Source organism: Salegentibacter sp. 24, assembly GCF_004362395.1.
Lineage (GTDB): Bacteria > Bacteroidota > Bacteroidia > Flavobacteriales > Flavobacteriaceae > Salegentibacter.
In genome coordinates, this window is the sequence record NZ_SNWE01000009.1 from 1 (window position 1) to 20,619 (window position 20,619).

16 protein-coding genes, 1 pseudogene and 1 riboswitch are annotated in these 20,619 nt (G+C 36.8%); of the genes and pseudogenes, 4 read left to right on the forward strand and 13 right to left on the reverse strand.

From position 1 onward, the window contains the following. Positions 1-218 precede the first annotated feature (218 nt). Together DET49_RS07940 and DET49_RS07945 are read left to right on the forward strand one after the other, a co-directional pair. Entirely contained in the window at positions 219-1,247 is a 1,029-nt protein-coding gene (locus tag DET49_RS07940; protein ID WP_133547568.1) for a BamA/TamA family outer membrane protein, read from the forward strand. 203 nt (positions 1,248-1,450) lie between these two features. Next, entirely contained in the window at positions 1,451-2,677 is a 1,227-nt protein-coding gene (locus tag DET49_RS07945; protein WP_243729581.1) for a hypothetical protein, read from the forward strand. Positions 2,678-2,700: 23 nt separating this feature from the next. On the opposite strand, the gene DET49_RS07950 is transcribed toward DET49_RS07945, so the two are convergent. From DET49_RS07950 to pnuC, 13 genes and pseudogenes are all read right to left on the reverse strand, one after another. Further along, complete coding sequence (locus tag DET49_RS07950) at positions 2,701-3,171, reverse strand: hemerythrin domain-containing protein (RefSeq protein ID WP_133547569.1); 471 nt, start codon at positions 3,169-3,171, stop codon at positions 2,701-2,703. 37 nt (positions 3,172-3,208) lie between these two features. Continuing rightward, the gene (locus DET49_RS07955) at positions 3,209-5,593 is read right to left on the reverse strand and encodes a glycogen debranching protein (RefSeq protein WP_133547570.1); all 2,385 of its coding nucleotides are present in this window, start codon (positions 5,591-5,593) and stop codon (positions 3,209-3,211) included. 121 nt (positions 5,594-5,714) lie between these two features. Beyond that, positions 5,715-6,084, reverse strand: a pseudogene (locus tag DET49_RS18920) (VOC family protein). A gap of 248 nt (positions 6,085-6,332) precedes the next feature. Next, positions 6,333-8,474, reverse strand: a complete 2,142-nt coding sequence (locus tag DET49_RS07965; protein WP_133547571.1) for a glycoside hydrolase family 97 protein — start codon at positions 8,472-8,474, stop codon at positions 6,333-6,335. A 102-nt stretch (positions 8,475-8,576) separates the two neighbouring features. Continuing rightward, positions 8,577-8,837 (reverse strand): hypothetical protein, encoded by a 261-nt coding sequence (locus DET49_RS07970; protein ID WP_133547572.1) that lies wholly within the window; start codon positions 8,835-8,837, stop codon positions 8,577-8,579. 350 nt (positions 8,838-9,187) lie between these two features. After that, positions 9,188-10,063, reverse strand: a complete 876-nt coding sequence (locus DET49_RS07975; protein WP_133547573.1) for a DUF808 domain-containing protein — start codon at positions 10,061-10,063, stop codon at positions 9,188-9,190. 203 nt (positions 10,064-10,266) lie between these two features. Beyond that, positions 10,267-12,732, reverse strand: a complete 2,466-nt coding sequence (locus DET49_RS07980) for a TonB-dependent receptor (RefSeq protein ID WP_133547574.1) — start codon at positions 12,730-12,732, stop codon at positions 10,267-10,269. Beyond that, on the reverse strand, positions 12,713-14,074 hold the full coding sequence (locus DET49_RS07985) for an HTTM domain-containing protein (RefSeq protein ID WP_133547575.1): 1,362 nt from the start codon (positions 14,072-14,074) through the stop codon (positions 12,713-12,715). Before DET49_RS07985 ends, DET49_RS07980 begins: the two co-directional genes overlap by 20 nt. A 10-nt stretch (positions 14,075-14,084) precedes the next feature. Beyond that, on the reverse strand, positions 14,085-15,212 hold the full coding sequence (locus tag DET49_RS07990; RefSeq protein ID WP_133547576.1) for an imelysin family protein: 1,128 nt from the start codon (positions 15,210-15,212) through the stop codon (positions 14,085-14,087). A gap of 57 nt (positions 15,213-15,269) precedes the next feature. Further along, positions 15,270-16,478 carry a DUF4856 domain-containing protein gene (locus tag DET49_RS07995; protein WP_133547577.1) on the reverse strand — a complete coding sequence of 403 codons (1,209 nt, stop codon included), beginning with the start codon at positions 16,476-16,478 and terminating at the stop codon, positions 15,270-15,272. A 195-nt stretch (positions 16,479-16,673) separates the two neighbouring features. Beyond that, the gene (locus tag DET49_RS08000; protein ID WP_243729584.1) at positions 16,674-17,351 is read right to left on the reverse strand and encodes a hypothetical protein; all 678 of its coding nucleotides are present in this window, start codon (positions 17,349-17,351) and stop codon (positions 16,674-16,676) included. Positions 17,352-17,488: 137 nt separating this feature from the next. Beyond that, positions 17,489-18,502 (reverse strand): acyl-CoA dehydrogenase family protein, encoded by a 1,014-nt coding sequence (locus tag DET49_RS08005; RefSeq protein ID WP_133547578.1) that lies wholly within the window; start codon positions 18,500-18,502, stop codon positions 17,489-17,491. Beyond that, complete coding sequence (gene pnuC / locus DET49_RS08010; protein WP_133547579.1) at positions 18,471-19,073, reverse strand: nicotinamide riboside transporter PnuC; 603 nt, start codon at positions 19,071-19,073, stop codon at positions 18,471-18,473. Before pnuC ends, DET49_RS08005 begins: the two co-directional genes overlap by 32 nt. A gap of 52 nt (positions 19,074-19,125) precedes the next feature. After that, a riboswitch (TPP riboswitch) is annotated at positions 19,126-19,234 on the reverse strand. A 487-nt stretch (positions 19,235-19,721) separates the two neighbouring features. Here pnuC and DET49_RS08015 point away from each other — a divergent pair. Further along, positions 19,722-20,147 carry a DoxX family membrane protein gene (locus DET49_RS08015; protein WP_133547580.1) on the forward strand — a complete coding sequence of 142 codons (426 nt, stop codon included), beginning with the start codon at positions 19,722-19,724 and terminating at the stop codon, positions 20,145-20,147. A gap of 5 nt (positions 20,148-20,152) precedes the next feature. Next, entirely contained in the window at positions 20,153-20,611 is a 459-nt protein-coding gene (locus DET49_RS08020) for a MarR family winged helix-turn-helix transcriptional regulator (protein ID WP_133547581.1), read from the forward strand. Positions 20,612-20,619: the final 8 nt, after the last annotated feature.

A 20,619-nucleotide genomic window follows, 5' to 3' on the forward strand; every position in this document is an offset into this window, starting at 1 on the left:
AAAAACAAACCAAAAAATTTCCTGATTCAACAAAAACTATAATTCAATCTGAAAAAATTCTTTGGCTAAACTACTCATGAATAAAGCGGGTTAAGTTATACGATCATAGAACTAAGGAAAACACCATTAAGAACCCAAGCTCTAAAAAATGGCTGGTAGATTCTTATGACATAATTACATATGACCCTAATAAGCGCAAAAGAAGTGAGAATAAAATTATGCCACAAATAGATTATAGTGGCGATGAAGGGCTTTCTTTGGGGCTTAAAGATATCTATACAAGCTATGGCTTAACCAACAACCCCTTTAATACACAACATATCTTTGATGTTTCTTACTTTTTTGCTACCCAGGGTTTTGAAGTTGGTTACAGTGGTGAGTTTGCACACATTTTTTACAATTGGAACTTTGGAATTTCGACGCGCTATACCAGTCCTAATTTTGCTATAAATTATTTTGGAAAAGGAATAGAATCAGAGAATTTAAGGCCTACTTTTGGTAGGGATTACAACCGGGTTCGAATTGAACAATGGGAAATAGCCCCCTCGCTCATCTGGAGAGGAGATGCCGGAGGAAGTTTCTATATAAAACCAATGCTGCAGTCCAAAGAAGTTTCTTATGACCAGGAAAGGTTTATTGCCGAAGCTTTTTCTGAACAAAACGACCTTTTTGATCAGCAACTTTATGCCAGTGGTGAAGTAAATTACAATTATGAAAACCGGGACAACCCTGCTTTTCCCACCCGCGGATTTGAAGTAAATGTCACCACCGGGTATAAAAGAAATATTGACGAGCATAATAATGAATTTGCCTATGTCAGTCCATCTTTGGCCATAGATTATCCGTTACATGAAAGTGGAATTGCAGTTTTAGCAACAAAAGTGGGTGGTAAAGCCATCTTTGGCGACAACTACGAATATTATGATGCTGCTATCCTTGGTGGAAATGATGATTTAAGAGGTTATCGTCAGCAGCGCTTTAACGGAAAACAATCCTTCTATCACTCTACCGATCTTAGAGTAGGCATAAGCCGTTTTAAAACTAATTTCATTCCCTTACAAATTGGGGTAAGCGCCGGGTTTGATTACGGCCGGGTTTGGGCCGAAGATTCTAATTCCGAGTTATGGAGGAACAATTATGGCGGTTCTATTTGGATAAATGGTTTTAGTGCATTTACGGCAAATACGGGGTATTACTATGGTGATGATGGTGGCCGGCTTACCTTTACTTTCGGCTTTAAATTTTAAAATTGGAATACTTAATTCTACAGACTTGTGGAAACAGTATTGTAGAAAACAACAGTTTATCAATTAAAAAAATTGCACAACGAAAAACAAAGTACCGTTATACATTAAAGATTCAGTTAATTTTTAACATTAAACCCAAAGCTATCATAATTTATTGTTTTCGGTAGGGAAATTGAATTTAAGGGGAGAAAGAGTCTTCAAAAATGTCCCCAGATATAAACTTAATTCACAACCTATTGCAAGCGGTAATGTTTATTCCGTTTTTGTACCTGGTAAATCAATACATTTTTAAAAAGATCAGGGAAAAACATGATTTTTTCTCAGCTTCTCTGATGAACAAATTGTTTTATTATCACCTTATCTTTGCTGGGATTTATTACACCTACGCCCTTTTTAATCCTTCAGATTCTAAGCGATATTATCGGGTCCCCAGTAGAGAAGGTAAAGCCTGGAACGACTTTTTAGAAACCGGCACCTCTTTTATAGACTTTGTTTCCTATCCATTTATCAATTTTTTAGGTTTCAGCTACGAAATGATGATGCTACTTTTTAGTTGGGTTGGTTTCCTGGGGTTTGTCTACGCTTACCTATTTTTTAAAGAAAATATTCTCCTTAAAATCAAAGTATTCAAAAAAATAGATTTCCTAGTCCTAATTCTTTTTCTACCTAATATGCATTTCTGGACAGCTTCCTTAGGGAAAGGAGCTCCCATATTTCTGGGTTTAATGTTATTTGCGTACGCCCTTAGAAAACCTAAAAGTAGAATCTTAAGCCTAAGCCTGGGATCTCTCTTGGTTTTTGCAATTAGGCCTCATATGTTTTTATTGCTTGCAGGTGCAGGAATTTTTTGTATTTTCTTCAATAAAAACCAGATAAGTATAAGGCAAAAAGCGATTTTTGTTGGTGCTATCACCGGGGTTTTAATACTTTTTAGCAAACAAATTCTTGAAATAGTACACCTGGGAAATTCCCAGAACCTTATTGCCGATTTCCTTTCTTTTACCGAAAATCGAGCAGAAAATTTAGAAAATGCCAGCTCAGGAGTGCCAATGACAGACTATTCACTTGTTGAGAAATTCTTCACTTTTTGGTTTAGACCCTTGTTTTTTGATGCACCGGGAATCCTTGGGATAATCGTTTCTATAGAGAATCTCATCTATTTACTCTTATTTACAAAACTTTTTAAAAAGAGTTTCTTTGGTTTTTTAAAAACTGCGCCAGGACACGTAAAACTAAGTCTAATCTTGTTTTTCACCACCTCCTTTGCGATGACATTTGTCATGTCTAACCTTGGTATTATCTTAAGACAAAAAACCATGATTATGTATTTCCTGTTTTTTGTGATCTATTATTTTCTTGCCTATGAAAAAAATACTGTTTTCCGAATAAAACAGGAAATAACCGGCAGCGGGTCTATGCGTGCAGCATAAAACATTGGTTTTATATATGGATTTTAATTCCAGAATTCGTCTTCCCAAACCCCGCAGGAAATTTCCTTCTCATGATGCTGCTGAATATACTGGAGCTCTTCTGTTGTAGCCTGCTCTTGAATTTTATTGAAAAGTACACGCTCCTCAAACCTAATATGACTTTCCAGATCTTTCTGAATCGCTTCTAGAGCAAACGATATTTCAGTTTTCTGCCCAAAAAGTGCCGTTAAATGATTGTGCTCCACCAGTGCCTGTTTAACAAAATCATTTTTATTGCCCAGGATAGGAAAAACATATTTTTCTTCAATAGCAAAATGTTCCTTTAAATGATTCTCCCAAAACCAATCTGAATACTTTTTAATACGCTGTTGTTCTACTCCTTTTTCAAAACCTTTCCTGATTTTCCAGCATAATAAAAGGCCCTGATGGTGCTCTCGACTTAAGGGTTGAATGGCTTTATGTCTTTTTATCGGATTATTCTTTAGTGGTACCATAATGAGATAAATTGGTTCCTATATAAAATAAGAAATCTTAATCTGTTTTTACAGATATTTTTAATTTATCTGAAGTCCCGCTAATAACCAGGTTTCCATCTTCAGTTGAAACCTTAGCATTTTTTGAAGTCAATTCGTATTCTGAGTCGGCCATATCAATTAGTACGAGTTGCAAGTCCCAGTTTTTATCCTGAGTAATTTCAATATTTAAAGCTGCTTCTGACCTGGAATATAAAACTGAAACTTCATTTTCACCAATCTTAACATTTTCCAAAGAAGCTTTGTTCCAGGAATTTGGCATTTGAGGTTGAATCACGATTTTCTTGTTGATAGCTTCAGGCTGAATTCCAAAGAACTGATTTACAATGGGCACAGCGTAACCATAAATATTCCAGGCCTGGGAAATCATTCCGTAATCTGGTGAAACTTCATACATACTTCCGGGAAAAGCGAAACTGAAACTACGCGTCATTCGCTCCAGGTACTCAAGGGCTTTTTCGGGTCTTCCATAATTGTTTTCTGCAATAATTTGCACCGCGGTGGGTAAGGTCATTACCGCACCGGTATAAGTAAAAACTTCTCCACCTTTAAAAGAACCTTCCTCAGTTTTTTCCTCTTCATCACGATCTATTCCGGTAACAAAAACCCCAAAAGGATTTCGGTATTTTTCAGCAGTATTCAAAGCTTTTAAGGCTTTTTCTGGTTCTGCTATTTGCATTTCCATTGGGGTATTCACCACCCAATTGTGATGCACCACAAAAGGCCTTGCGCCTTTTGAAGGATTAGCCAGTATTTTCGACCTGGTATCTTTTAATTCTTTTACCGCCCAGGGTTTTTCTAAGGTATCAGCCCTCACGATAGCATCCTCTATCAGCCTAATTGCCTGTTTGTCTGTGCCTATAAAATCGGCGTAAGAATTAAATTCTTCAGACCAGAATTCCTCATTTATTTTCTTTTTGAGGTTTGCAGCTATTTCAGCATACACTCTGGCCAATTCCTGTTCCTCAAGAATTTTTGCCATTTTTGAAGCATCTGCAAATGCTTTCTGGCTATATACAGCAACATCTATCATTTCACTATCCAACCCGTGAATTTCCATCAACCCAAAACCTTCGGGAAAAAGATTACCATCAGTATCTTTTGTTTGCAACCACTCCAAGCCTTTTTTAATAGTAGGAAAGTATTTTTTTAGAAATTCAAGGTCACCATTCCATTTAAAAATCTCATAAATTAGCGAAGCAAACTGTGGCGTTTCGTTAATATTTCCATCGTTAAAAACTGCGCCATTGGTAGACATTTCGTGAATAATTTTACCGTTACCATTCACTACATTGCTCATACTATCCAGCAGTTTAATCGTACTATAAACCGCATCGGTTTGGCCAACCATCATATAACCCTGCAAGGCGTATTCACTATCTACTCCAAACCACCAGGGGTAATCTGGGATGCCTGCAGTGATCCCGGTGCCAATTCCCGGCACGGTTTGTACCAGCCAATCGCTATTATATTTAAGCCATTCAAAAGCCTGTTCAATATTTTTATCGGGAATAGTGAGTTTAGATTTATTGGCCAGAGCTTTATAACGTTCTTTTTTTTCGGCCACCTGGGTTTTGAGGTTTTGCCTGATTTCGTTGTAAGTTTTTAGCACCGCTTCCCTGCTTTCAAAAGAGCCGGCAATGCTGAAATTAATTACTTCCTCTTGTCCTGCCGGGATAGTAAGTTTGTAACTCTGTGAAGCCGAAATTCCTTTTCCCTTATAATTTGTTTTAGTTTGCACCTGTTCTTCGGAATCCCTGTTCGCGCCAACAACAGTAAACCAGGGATTGTTTTCATCTTTTACCAACCACGCATTCTCTTTCGGAAGAAATTCAGCTAAATCCTTATGGTCTACCATCCCCGTTCGATCGCCCAGCCAGGTGGGTCTAAGATCTGAAGAAGCTGTCAAAATAAAATCGGCATTAATCTCTTCTGAGGAATTATTCTGAATTATATACTGCACGGCCAGGCCTTCTTCCCCATCTGGAACAAATTGCCACCTGGTAACTTCAATTTCTTTATTTTCAAGTTGAAAAATATGTTTTCCTGCGAAAGGATAATTCACAAATTCCGAAGCATTATTCAACTCAATCTTCTTTTCATTAAAAATAATTTCCGCAGAAAAACCATCTAAAAGTTTAATAGGATGATTCCAAACGCCGCCCATTTCACCTTCAATATGCCAGCCTAGTTCCGGAAAACTACCATTTTGGTGTCCCACAACGTAAACCCGGTCTCCCGCAGTAACAAAAGGCGAGGCCAGGTACTCAGCTTTTCCGGAAATGTGCGGACTATCCAGCGTCCAATCGTTAAAACTTTCCTGAGCTATTAAAAGATTAAAGCTAAAAATCAAGCAAGAACTAAAGAGGAATATTTTTTTCATAGCTGAAATTTACAAAAACTAAGAATAATCAGCAGCAAAAAACACCAAGCCTAAAACCAATAATGAGTAGGAATTGAAACATAAAGAAGATTGTGCAGTATATCCTGATTTTGTCAAAAAATTAAACGTGCTGATCTACCAAAATCGCATTGCCGTCGGGATCTAAAACTATAAAACTAGCAGGACCTGAAGTGTTTCATCGGCTTCACTTTCAAAGCTTACTCCTTCCTTTTTAATTGCTTTTGAATTTCCCTAACATCATCAAACTCTTACAGTTTTCTGGCTTTGGCGTCCCAGCCGGGATTGAAGGTGAGAATGTTATTCTCGAACATTCCCTGAAATAAACCAATTAAGGAATCTTCACTCTTCATAATAAAATAATTCTTTTCAAAATCGCCTGCAAAAACCTGAAATCCCAGTTTTTCGTAGAATGCCTTTGAAGCCTTTAGGTCTTTAACACTAAGACTTACTGAAAATGCGCCTAATTTCATAAGATTTGTGTTTAGGTTATTAGAATTCAATAATAATTTTCCATTTTAAGTAGGTTTTTGACGGGCATTTGACTAACACTGGTTAAAACTATAAATTATTTCTAAAACTATTAGGCAATAAGGTTTCTAATTGAGACTCTCAAAATCGGAACCGTTTTAAAAAAGAAAACCCCGCCAAATTGACGAGGGTTTTAAGTATTGAAGTTTTACAATTTACAACCTACATTATACGCTATACATTTTAAAAATTACAATTTCTCCAAATCCCTGGTTTCAGATTTATCTGCTTCCATTATACTAATAGCATAGCCTCCACCTGGAGCAGATTTCTGTGAAAGCTCTGACTTACTATTCACCCTATATTTCTTGATTTCATAAGCCTGCGGATTGGTTTTATAGTGTGCATCTGCAGCATCGGAATAAATGGTGGCTATATAGGTTTTATCCTCATCAAGAAAATCGAATTCAATTTCTGATACTCTCGGAGTTAAACCGTTAACATTTCCAACAAACCAATCTTCTCCATTCTTTTCTTTTCGGGCAATAGTGATGTAATCCCCGGGTTCGGCTTCCAGGTAAACACTTTTGTCCCAATCTATCGCCACATCCTTAATAAATTGAAATGCATCCATAAACTGCTCGTAATGTTTAGGTAAATCGGCCGCCATTTGCAGAGGAGAATACATCGTTACATACAATGCCAGCTGATTCGCCAGAGTACTGTTTACGTGGGAATTATTATCGGGATTCAGTTTGCTAATATCCATTTCAAAAATTCCAGGCGTATAATCCATCGGCCCGCCAATTAAACGGGTAAAAGGCAAAACTGTAACGTGATTTGGTTTATTTCCGCCGAAGGCCTGATATTCCGTTCCACGCGCCGATTCGTTTGCGATAAGGTTTGGCCAGGTTCTCGCGATTCCGGTTGGTCTAACGGCTTCGTGTGCGTTGATCATAATCTCATATTCGGCTGCTTTTTCCAGCGCATATTGATAATGATTAACAATCCACTGACTGTAATGATTTTCCCCACGCGGAAGAATATCGCCAACATATCCGGTTTTTACCGCGTTATAATTATTGGATTTCATAAACTGGTAAGCGGTATCTAAATGCCTTTCATAATTTCTAACCGAAGCCGAAGTTTCATGATGCATAATCATTTCAATATCTTTACTCTTGGCGTATTCCCTAATTTCATCTACATCAAAATCGGGATAAGGAGTTACAAAATCGAAGACATAGTCTTTAGAATTGCCAAACCAGTCTTCCCAGCCCACGTTCCAGCCTTCAACCAATAGACCGTCAAAACCGTGTTTGGAAGCAAAATCAATATATCTTTTTACATTCTCGGTAGTTGCGCCGTGAGTTCCGTTGGGTTTAGCATCTTCATAGTTTGTTTCGCCTAATTTTACCGCGGAAAATTCATCGGTATAATCCCAGGAACTCATTCCTGTGATCATTTCCCACCAAACACCCATATATTTCATTGGTTTAATCCAGGAAGTATCTTCTATCTTGCTGGGTTCATTCAGGTTGTAAGTGATTCTGGAAGACAGGATATCTTTTGCATCATCGCTAACAATCACCGTTCTCCAGGGAGTTACTCCGGGAGCGATCATATAAGCTTTATCGCCATTAACATCTGGGGTTAACCAGGATTCAAAAACCATAGTTTCATCGTCGAGATTAAGGTGCATTGCGGGATAATCGATTAAAGCGGCCTCGTGTAAATTTATATACAGGCCGTCTTCGGTTTTAAGCATCAGCGAAGTTTGCACTCCGGTTGGAGAAAATGATTTTTGGGAAACATTGGCGGTTACTGCCTTTTCCATCAAGCCTCTTATTTCTGAAAGTTTACTTTCTGTATAATCGTATTCCTGGGTATCATAATCGCCGGCTATCCAGAAAGCGGTATGATCTCCGCTCATGGCAAATTCAGTTTTTTCATCTGAAATCACGAAATGCGCAAGATTGGGTTGCTGCGGAAATTCATATCTAAATCCGAGTCCGTCGTTGAATAAACGAAACCGGATTATCATCTCTCGATTTGTACTTTCCTGTTTTAAATGAACGGCCAGCTCATTATAATGATTTCTAATTTCACTTTCTTCCCCCCAAACCGGCGTCCAGGTCTCATCAAAAGTAGATTTTTCGGTATTTCCTATAGTAAAATTAGAGGTAAGCGGTTTTTCCTCCTTTAATTCTACGCCAAGCTCACTGGTTTCAATTACGGTTTCATTATCAAAATCCAGTTTATAAACCGGTGTGCCATCTTCAAGAAGGGAAAAATCCATCTCCAGATTACCATTGGGAGATTCCAGACTTTGCGCCTGCAGGTTTCCAAAAACAGCCAGGCAAAGAAGGCTAAGTATTAATCGACATTTCATAAAATTTACTTTTGTTTGTGTGAGAATCACAAAAGTAAGGGTTTATGTTTTTAGAGGAAATGAAAGCCTGTAAAACTCTTCCTTAAAAGCGGAATTCTAATCTTAAGAAGCCAGCATTCTAAAAAGCTCTTCGTCTATTTTGGAATTTTCATTACGGTGGTATTTGTTGAGCAAATTGGCAATTAATTCGCCAATGGCATCCTGACGTTCTTCAGATTTATTCATAAATTGAATTTTTCCCCAACCTCGAATATCACAAACCATCATTCCTTTGGCATCCCAAATTGTTTGTTGCCTGCTATCGTAACTAACCGGAAATTTTAAAGTTTTCAGTGCCAAATTATTCTTTTCATTTACATTCATAACCTAAAATTTCACTATTATTTATCAGCAAAATTAGACGCAAACATTATGGGATAGGTTATTTAAAAATTAAGCCTTATCCTCTGATCTTTAATTGAATGTTAAATTAAAAATACACTTTGCAGGTAATAAAAGCTTAGTATTTACTTGACTTTGATTTAACCTGAATGGGGTTTATCTGAATTAATTTTGAAATATAATATAGGGTAAGAAAGGGGGCAATTCTGAAATGAAAGTCAATCCCCCTTTTTTTATGAAATGTTCTGAACGAAACTCGAGCCTATCTTCGGTAACATAAAACTGAAAGTGGACCGGCTAGCCTTTCTTGTAGTTTTTGCTTTATCACTAAACTATTTAGAGAATTTTTTCCAGATTTTCGTGGCGAGTTTTATAATCAACAAAACAATAGCCCCAACTACCAGGCCTGTTAAAAACTCAACGATAATACCGGGTATATTTTCAAACAAACCGTGAAAGAAAGAAATATTATGAACAAATATACCTCCTGAAACCAAAAGCAAAGCTATAGTCCCTATAACGGACAAACTTTTAATGATTTTAGGCAATGCCGTTACCAGTAACCCGCCTACTTTATCGGAAAAGCTGTCTTCCTTATCGTTTAAATCTATAAGCTTAGCACCAAATTCATCCATTCTTATAATTAAAGCAACAATCCCATAAACTCCAACAGTGGCAATAAGGGCGATAAGTGAAACCACAAGAATTTGCGTAAGCAAAGGTTCTTTCCCAACGCTTCCTAAAGCAATAATAACAATCTCTACCGATAGAATAAAGTCGGTAAGAATTGCTGATTTTATCTTTTCTTTTTCCCTGCTCAAAACTTCCTCTTCGGTAAGTTTTTCAAGCTTAGGTTTTTCAACCTTTTGAGGATGTGGGAAAAAAAATTCATATATCTTTTCGGCTCCTTCATAAGCCAGATATAATCCACCAATAATTAAGATAACGGTAACCGCAGCTGGCAAAAATGCACTAAGCAAAAATGCGAGCGGTAAAATAATAATTTTGTTAAGAAAAGAGCCTTTGGTAATTGCCCACAGCACCGGCAATTCTCTGGAAGACATAAAACCTGATGCTTTTTCGGCATTAACGGCGAGATCGTCGCCAAGTATCCCAGCGGTTTTTTTCCCGGCGACTTTTCCCATCACCGCTACATCATCCATTAAAGTTGCAATATCATCTAAAAGCGCAAAAAATCCTGAGGCCATAATTTAAATATATTAAGGAGCGCAATATAAGTGTATTTAATAAATTGAAATTAAAATAAAAACTTAATTAAATTGAAGGTAAATAAAGAATTTCATAATAGCAGATTTCAAAGCTGGAGTATCTACTCTTTAGCAACCCCTTACGAATTGGCCTGACCTGATTGTTCTATTTAACGACTAAATTACCCGGCCTTATAACACGTTTATAGTTTAAATTGAAGTGTAGTGTACCAGGTTACCGGCTGTGCCGGAATAATCCCAGGACCGGGATAACCTGTTGCCCTCCTGGTGAAATAAGAATTATTCAGTAAGTTATTAATTCCCGCTTCAATTTTGAATTTCCCAAAACTATAAGAGGTGGAAAGATCTACAATGCCATAGGAAGGAATCACACCTTCTATCCCACGCTGATTGTCGTCTACATCTTGCGGCGCATTGGTAGCATCTGTATATTGCTTAGATAAATAAGTATACTGTAGTGCCCCCAAAAAGTTTTTAAAACCAAAATTAATCCCGGTCTTTAGATTCACCTTCGGGATAAATTCAACTTCATTCCCTTCTACATTGGTAGCTTCAGATTTCGTGTACTCAGATTTTGTAAAAGCGGCATTAACAAACGTACTTAACCTAAAATTATTAGCCTGCTGAAAAAAGCTGTTCTTAATATTCCATTCCCCAAAAGTTTCCAAACCATAGATAAAAGCATCGCCTATATTTCCGCGAAACCTTATTATTCTCCCGGTTTCCGCAAGGTCTCCAGAAGCATTTTCCCGAACCTCGGGCCTTAAGATCTCACCAACCCTGTCGTTATATTTTAGAGCGAAAACACTTGCATCATAAGACACAATTTTGGCCAACCTTCCACGTATCCCTAAATCTGAAGTAAAACCTTCCTCATCATTAATGTTTGGATCTACCTGGAATACAGGATTTACCACGCGTATATCATTAAAGGTGACCGAGCGGTAGTTCTGGGAAAAATTTGCATAAAGCTCATTCGTTCCATTTAAATTATAACTGCTTCCTACTCCTAGTAAAACAAAGCTTCTTTCAAATTCCCGGTTATCTTCTTTAGTTTCATTTAACAGTGGATTGCCCGCTAAATCCAGGATAATATTTTTATAAGTTCCACTAGCCGCAGTATTTATATACTCGAACCGAATACCAGGAGTTACAGAAAAATTATTGGTAATCGTAAAAATATTTTCTCCAAAGAAGGCTAAATTTTCGTTTGGAAACTCAAAGGAGGATTGCCTTGGATAATTTGGATATGTGGTTGTAGCAAATTCAAAATCGGGTTCAGAAGTAGTACTTCCCGGACCTTGCTGCTGGCTATTATCACTCTTATAATATTTACTTCCCAGCAGAATCACTGATTCTTCCCCAAAAAGATTGTACCTGGTTAAATATCGTGCTTCTGCGCCCCAGTTAGAAAAGTTATCTACAAGTAATTCCCTAGGTGCAGTAAGATCATCTGGTTGAGAAACCCTATTTTCACGAAATCCTACGGCTTTTCGCGAAGCATCTAATCCAAAAACATTCAGGCTGAAATCAGTTTTTTCTGAAAATTTATGCTGAAGCTTTACCGCAAATAAGTTCCAGTTTACATCAAACCAATTCCGTTCCCGGTTGCTAAAATCGGGTTTTTCGTAAAACTGCTTATCGGTAAGTCCGCCGGGTTGCTGAGCGAGGTAATCTAAAAATGTATATTCGAAACTGATTTTTGTGTTATCACTTATTTCCCATCCCAAATGAGCGAAAGCATTATGGGAACCATATTCAGAATTTGGCCTGAACCCATCACCTGTTTTGAAATTGTAATAAGTATAGTAGCTAAAATCACCCAGGGTCCCGCTTAAACTATTAAAACTGGTAAACAAATTATAGGATCCAACAGATTGCCTGGTTAAAAACGCTATTTTCTTCTCTGAAGGCTCTTTAAATTTAAAGTTGATTAGGCCGCCAAACTGAGTCCCATATTGCAGTGAAGCCGCACCGCGCACCACTTGTATCTCTTTTAAAGCTTCTGGTGGCGGAGTGTAATAACTTTCGGGATAACCCAACACATCGGCCGAAATATCATACCCATTTTGGCGGGTATTAAAATTTTGGGTGCGGTTGGGATCCAGGCCACGGCCGCCAATATTTAGCTGTAAGCCGGCATCTCCATTATCGTAGATGTTAAGGCCCACCACCTGGCTATAGATTTGCCGGGCATTGTTAGCAGCGGTATTTGCCATAACTTTATCCATCACAACAACTTCACTTTTCTTCCCTGCATAAATTGAAGTTCCTTCTACTTTACGGAGTTTCCTAAGGGCAAAAAGCTGTTCCCTTCTTGTGGTAAGCATGACTTCGTTAAGACTTTCGGCCAGCGGTGCCAGACGGAAATTGACTGTAGTATCCTGATTAATTGTGATCTCCCTTTCAATGATCTCATATTCATAACTAAAAACAGCAAGCTTATACTTACCTGCTTCAAGCGATGAAATTTCAAACTCCCCATTATCATCAGCTAAAACAAGATTTCCAGTAGTTTTATTCCAGATTTCTGCATTACGAACAGGATCGCCAGTTTCCGAAGATACTACGTTCCCGCTTAGCGTATACTGCTGTGCCTGGGCGATAAATCCGAATAAAAAAAGTAAGCTAAAGACCTTTAATCTCATCTTGGAAGGGTAATATATATGTTTTGTGTTCAAACGAGTTCGCGAAATTAAGCAAATTAACATCGGGATCTATATAAGGCGCACTCTTTCTGCCGTTAAGAGCTACGTAATTCTCTACATAAATTTCGATATTCTTATGCCCATCTTTTCTAAAATGATTTTCTAGAAAATGAGCATATTCAATTATAAAATCGGGTTGAAATGCCATTTGTTTTTCCTGGAAAGGGGTTAGGAAGTCTGAATTATCCACATAAAAACGATTTCCTGTTTTAGCATCCACTATTTTGAATTGGGCATAACCGGCCTTTTCCATTAACATTACCCTCCATGAAAAACGAAAACCTTCCTCTGTCCAGAAAAGTTCACCTGGGTATAATAAATAACGCCAGGGAAATAATAGCTGGATTATAAAGAAGCCGGTGATTACCGAAGTGATAACTTTTCTCTTAATGGGTTTATAAAAAAGTATCCTGGAATTATCAAAACGATCTTTTTTTATATTTATAATTTTCGCAATCATTCCAAGAATTTTATGATGAACTTCAGGACTGAAGAAAATAAGAGCACTCACAATCATGATGTAGGGAAACATACCTATGGGAAACAAAACACGGGTTAATACATGAAAAACAATAACCAATAAAAAAGCTCCAAAGCGTGTTGGTTTCCAAAGCAATAAAAAGGGAATTAAAATATCATAAAACATGCCGCTCCAGCTAAAAACATAATGCACCCATTCCTGTTGAAGCAAATCTCCCAGAAAAGGAAGATCATATTTTGAGGGCAACCAAATCTTTAACGGCATTGCCCTAAGCAACCAATCCGAATTTATCTTGGCGAGTCCGGCATAAAAATATACAATGGCTAGTAAGAGTTTTATAGCATCTATACTCCATCTTGGAATTTTCTGAAATACTTTTTGAGGGCTTCTAGCTGCATCTATAGAAAAATAGCAGGCTGCAGGCAAAAAAATCATTAAAAAACTGAGAACACTAATAAAGTAATAATGATTTAAATAAGTGGTTTTATCCATCAATTCTATGTAAGTAAAACTGAGAAAAAAAAGGATGATAGCAAACCGATATTTATAGCCTACAGCTACCAGTATAGAGGAAATCCCACAAATTATAAAAAGTAAGTAAGTGAAATCACCAAATGGTTTTACCCACTCAAATCCATAATATGAGAAAAAGAATTTTGGGGCAATATATAGTTTTTCAATCCATCCATTTAACCAGAAGCGAACAATACTGGCAAACATCATAAGTCCGAAGAAAATCCTGAAAACCGCCAGGGGGGCGGTTTCGGTATAAGAATTAAGATATTTACCAATTTTGTTCATTGGCGGATTATTAATCTCCGTCTGAATCTACATAGTCAACACTTATAGATAATGCCTGCATCATATCAACTTTTAGAAGCACCACTGCCATTTGTAAAAGATCAAACGCTTCCAGCATTGGTGTATTATTGGTTCGCACCTGCTCCTTTAAACTAGCATCTAGTGAATCAGCTTGTGCTTTGATAGTATCAAACTGCAAATTTATAAGTTCACCTAAATTGGCTCCCTCTTTTATGCTATCCAGATAATCCAAATATTGTTTATAACTTTTCCCAGCTGAGCTTCCGTCAAAGTGAACTCCATTAAAAAAGTCTTGTACACTTTCTAGTGCTTTTAAATATAATTCTTTGGAAAAATCATTAGCGTAATAAGCTTCTGTGTTCTGTGGTGAAGGTTCTCCTGTGAATGCTCCCGCCGGATATCCTATTTTTCCTGAACGAAGAAATTTTTCAAAATACATCACGTAATCATTGGTGAATTTATCTACTGCCCCAGTACTTGAAGAACTTGTATTGTTTACAAAGGTATCACGATAGTCGCCATGCCAGGAATCGCTCACTTCCACGGTAAGCGCATTAATACGAGTCGAAACTGCTTCCAAATATGATTTATATGCCGAAGCATTAGGATTTTCTGTGTAAAATGAAACTATTTCAGCTTCATTGGCACCAAGACCATTAATTAAAAAATCCAAAGCGGGAAAACCCTGCTCTGCATAACTGGATGGCAGCTCTAAATTATAAGAACCCGTTTCAATTTTTTCCCGAATATTAGTGGTGTTCGCAGGGTAGGTATTAAGAAAATTGCGATAATTAAGCTGCTCAGCCTTTCCAATCTCGAACATTGAAACGCTTTGAAAATCGAGATATGCAGTTCTAAAAGCACTTCTGATTACTTCAAGTTTTGCTACAGATGGATCCTGAATAAAAGCAGTTGTTTGCTCTTCCAAAGTTCTGGTAGAAGATTCAAAGTTTTGAAATGCAGGAAGGATTATATTATCGGCCCAATTGACAAGCATTGCTTCCCGATCAAAAGAATTTTCTTCCTTTTCATTATCAGGCGTTTTATCTTCATTTTCGGTAGAACAAGCAGAAAAAAGAAAAATTAAAATTAACAAAAAACCAGGAATTTTATTCATAACCTTAAATTTTAAAAACCTGGAGCTTTTTAGGCTCCATATGATTTATTATGTTGCTTACGCTTCAGAAACTGCAAAACCAAAAGCAGTGGCAATCTCTTGTGAAATCGAATCTAGTGTTTCAGGTGTTACATCCCAAAATCCATTGCCTTCTAGTAATTCCTGTATAAAACCATCAATTTGTGATTTTGTAAGGTATGGAGAATTTGTTGCTGGGTTATTTGTGAACCTTAAGCTATAAACGAACCCAAAACCTTCTGATAATTCGTGAAAAGCTGAACCATAATTTTCATTTTCGAGTGCGGCTTTTCCTCCCTGAAGATAGTGAACTGCTCTAACTGCAATTACTTTTGATATATTTTCACGTATTATGGCTACCTGCTCATCACGAAGTTCATAATCACCCGCAACGATAGCGGCACGTCCTATTTTGAAGGCTTCAAAAGTTTCTTCAGCAATTCCAGCAAAATCCGCGTCTTCCTCTAACCTACCCAGGTAGTTAAAAAGCAACCTGTCGTTACTTTCATTAAGCATGGAATTGGGATCTTCGGCAGGAACCGATGGATCGCCATAGAGATACCCGTAGGCTTCGTCCCATTTGTGCTCCATAGTGGTATAATTCTTTCCTTCTTCGGTGATACCGGCCTCATTGTTCGCCCTATTTTCTCCTTCATCCAAAACTGGTTGGGCTAGGTAATTATTAAGCATTTGGTCTGCCTGAAGTGCACCAATAAGGCCTTTTGCAAAAGCCTGGTTCATTTCAAGACCCTGGGCATTTACATAGCGAATACTGGATCCATCGGCAATCTGGCCTGCAATTCCAGGTTCGGCCAACTCATCCTTATTAGTTTTAACTGCATTCATTTGGGTTGCAATAAAATCTTCAAAATCAGTTTTTATTGCGTTGCTTTCTACAGTATTAGCAGAAAAATATAAATTTGAAGCCGCTACCTTCGATTTAACACTTTTGGAGGACTCATTGAGTGCTGCAGAAGAAAAAGGATTATTATCGTTGGCAAACATATTAGAGAGGGATTCCTCTGTAGCATTATCAAAATCAGTGAAATCGCCCATTATTTCTGAGGTCATTTTAAGTCTGGTTGTTTGCCCGTCATAACTTACGGTAGAATTTCCATTTCTTTCAAAGGAATAATTTTCAGGTATCACAACTGTATCTTCTCCATCAATAATTTTATTATCGTCATCTGATGAACAAGAAGTTAAAGTCAGGCCTGCAAGAATGAATGTAAAAAAATATGCTTTCATGATGTTTTATTTGGACTAGATTTAAATAAAGTTCCGCAAATATAAAATCATCTTTAAAATAGCCAAAACTTATTTAGATTAATTTTAAATACTCTTAAAGAAATAGTCTTTTCAAAGGAATTTATAGCCCTCAAACCTGTGATTTATATCCATAATAATTCCTAACCAACAAGAATTTGCACAGTTTGATAATTATTATTTTCCTGAATCATCACCGAAATCCTCTATCTCCTTTTCCCAGGTTGAATCGATTATCTCTTCTTTTTTTAGGAGATTTCCAGAAGTAGTTATTTTAAAATGATCATGCTCCAAATTCTGTAAATCCCAGATAATATGTTCTGCCTCTGGGAATTCGGTATTGCCATTCATTTGATCCTCAAACAATCTTTTAACGATATTTCTATCGGAAAGACCATCATTCAATAACCTGAGCACAGTTTCTTTGGTTATGCTAGGATTGTCATCCTTAAATGCTGTTATAGAACAATGAATAATAGTAGCGCTGGAACTCGGGAATTTACCGTTGTAGGCTTTGAATAGTAATTGATTCACATGGAATAATTTTGCCTGCAATTCCATTTCTGGATATTCTTCACAAACCGTATCTATCAACATATCGTTGGAGATCTGGTGAATTTGTCCTTCGGTTAATTGCCCGTCTAAGGTGTATTTCATAACTAACTGTGCAGCTTCAGAAGGTTCAAAATCCGTTATAGCCATAAATAACAACTCCCTTAAATTTTCTTTTTCAGAATCTTCCGCATCAGGATAATTAAATATTTCCAGCAATTGAATGTAATCTTCACTAGTCCAGTATTCTCTGATTTCATCAACAGTTTGGACTTTCTCTATGTTTATTTTGTACTTCATCATAAATTTTTAGTAGGTGGGTTAAAATAATTACCGCCTTTCCCATGATAATCATTTTTCACTACTAATTGGATAAATGATCTCGAAATCTTAATTTCAAACCGAGTGATTATAAACTAAAAATGGGTAGACGATAGATTTCATTTGGTAAAAATGTGATGTTGTGTTGCCGTAAAATAATCCCGAAAAATTTGATTTAAAGGATGATTTAATCGACCTGCATTTACACCCAAAAATGGATAAAGTTCAATAATATTCTGCGAAATATTTTTCACTGCATTAACAGCTGAATTATGGATTTCCTCTATCAAATACTTATCAATGCTTTCCCGGGTTATTATCTTCGCCTCAATATCCTCTGAATATCGAATTATTTTCTTATTGTAAAAATTGAGGCTTTCTTCTAAATTTATTGAAGTATTCAGAGATTTTATAACTCTCGCTTGATCCAGAAAGTGCTCGGCCATTCCTAAGTAATTAACCCAAAGGCTTAGATCGGCAAAGACTGCGAAAGGGACTTTAAATATGTCCTGCGGCTGATTAAATTCATTATAAATAAAACTATAGTCTTTGGAAACCAAAATGTTTTCGACTGCAAAAGAATGGGTGGCTGAAGCTTTTAAACCCATGGTATTCCAATCTTCAATGATCTGTACTTCTTTTCGGGGCAATACGAACGAACGCACTTTTGGTGACCTGTCTTCATTTAATAAGGTTTTTCCATTTTCTTGAATTTCCGCATTAAGCGTGAAATGGCTTAAGTAAGACGCCCCTGTGGCATAACGCCAGGTTCCTGAAATTTTATAATGCTCGCCAAGTTTTTCAGCCTTTCCAAATACACCTCCACTACCTCCCATAATTGTTGTTTTGGAGCTTTGAAAGATTTCTTTCGCGGTTTTCGTTTCCAGGTTCCCAATAAAGTAATTGGCACCACTACATAAAGTTATTGTCCAACCAAGGCTGCCATCAATTTTGGCTAATTGTTTAAGTTTTATAAGTCCTTCTGTTAAGGTTAATTCCAATCCACCATATTTTTTGGGCACCCATATATTCCAAAGGTTTTCATCTGCAATCCAGGTTAAAACTTGTTCGGGAAAAATATTGCAATCAAGGCATAAATCTCTAAGTGCTTGTTGCTTGGACTCTTCTTTCATTTTTCAAAATTTTAATCCATTTAAAATATCCCGAAGTTCCTACTATAAATAAGAAAATCGTTAATCCGGCATATACGTATAATTCTTTGTAAATAAGCAATGGAATAGATATGGTGTTACTGATGTTTAAAAAAACCCAGTTTTCCAGTTTCCTTTTAGCCATGAGCCACATTCCTGCCCAGGCAAAACCACTCACCGCGGCATCCCAAAACGGAACATCTGAATTGGTATAAAACAAAAGCCAGTAACTCATACCCATAAAACATATCAATACAATTCCAATTGCTTTGAGATGTTCCGATCTACTTGCAGAAGAAATCGGAGTTTTTTCTGCTTGCTTTCCATACCAATAAAACCACCCATAAATACTCATTACCAGGTAATAAAGATTCAAAATAATATCGGCATATAGTCTTGACTGGTAAAGCACCCACAAACTTATGAGGATGGCAGTGATACCGAATAAGTAATTATGGATATTATTTTTTCTTGCCAGTAATACCTGAGCTACACCAAAAAAAGTTCCCACAGCCTGTAAGGCTGTAAGGCTGGTAAAGAAATCCTCTCTCATTGTTTTCCAATTAGCAATGAAATGAGGAAAGCAGATGACATTACAGGAATGAAAACTTTGCTTAGAAAATCCCTACGCCGGCATTATCCGGATCAGGTTTAGAGTAAAGACCCCGGGTATCATCTCAGCCTGTCAAATGACAAGCACCCCATTTCATTTGCAAAACTATAATAATTTTAGAAGAATTACTGATAGTTTTTAAAAACCCAATATTTATTATGTAAAAGTGCAAGAATTCTATTGCAGAGTGAAAAAGGGGTCTAAACAATGAAATGTTCAAAACTGAATGAAACAAATGAATAAAGTAGAACCGTTTCTTGTTTTTTCTTATTATGAAAATGGGCAAACTATATTATTTAGATAAAACATCTAAACTTTAGGGGAATGGTTTAGCAGCCTTTATTCCTCATTTAAGTAATCCCCCTAATTTCAAATTGATAATCTGATCAATAGCCACTTAACTATCAGGGGTTTCCGGGTGTAACTCAATATATCTCATTTTTGTTTTTAAAATCTCTAAAATTAATCCTAAGTTATATTAGATCATTGGTAATAAGTTAATACTATGCTAATCAATATATTTTAATTCTATATTTCCATATATTTGTATCGTGCACGATATAATTATGCACGATAAAAATAAAAGTAATGAAAAGAGAAGTTGAAACTTCATTAACACAAAACATCTTTAGAATTCTGTTGGCGCTATTCATGATTTATGCTGGTTTTAGTCACTTAACTTTTAATAGAGTAGACTTCCAGGCGCAGGTTCCAGATTGGGTTCCCTTAAGCAAAGATTTAGTAGTTGTTTTGTCTGGAATAGTTGAAATTGCATTAGGTCTGGCTATATTATTTTGGAAAAAGCAACGTGTTGTAATAGGTTGGGCGCTAGCTATTTTCTTTATACTTGTTTTTCCCGGTAATGTCGCCCAGTATTTGGACGGAAAAGATGCCTTCGGAGCTTTAGATTCAGATAGAGCAAGATTAATAAGGCTTTTCTTTCAACCAGTACTTATAGCCTGGGCACTATGGTCTTCCGGTGCTTGGAAAGCCTGGAGAAATTCAAAAAAATAAATATTATGGACGATCAATTAAAACTGAACAATCAGGTTTGTTTTCCCATTTATTCGGTTTCCAGGCTAATTACGAAAGCCTATAAACCATTCCTGGAAGAGATGGGTTTAACTTATCCTCAGTACCTGGTTTTACTGGTGCTATGGGAAAATGATAACTTATCGGTTAATCAAATTGGTGAAAAATTATTATTAAACACCAATACTTTGTCTCCGCTTATTAAACGTATGGAGAAAATGGATTTACTGCAGCGTACCCGCTCTGAAAAAGATGAGAGAAGTGTATTTATCCAACTTACGGAAAAAGGAAAGGCACTAAGAAACACTGCGCTCCCAATTCCAAAGAAGCTTCTTAATACTTTACTTACGGAAGATGTAACCCTGACAGAAATAATGCTTTTAAAGGATACATTGAATAAATGGTCTGATATTCTTTCTGACAGGCAAAAGGATGATAATATATAGTAACTTAC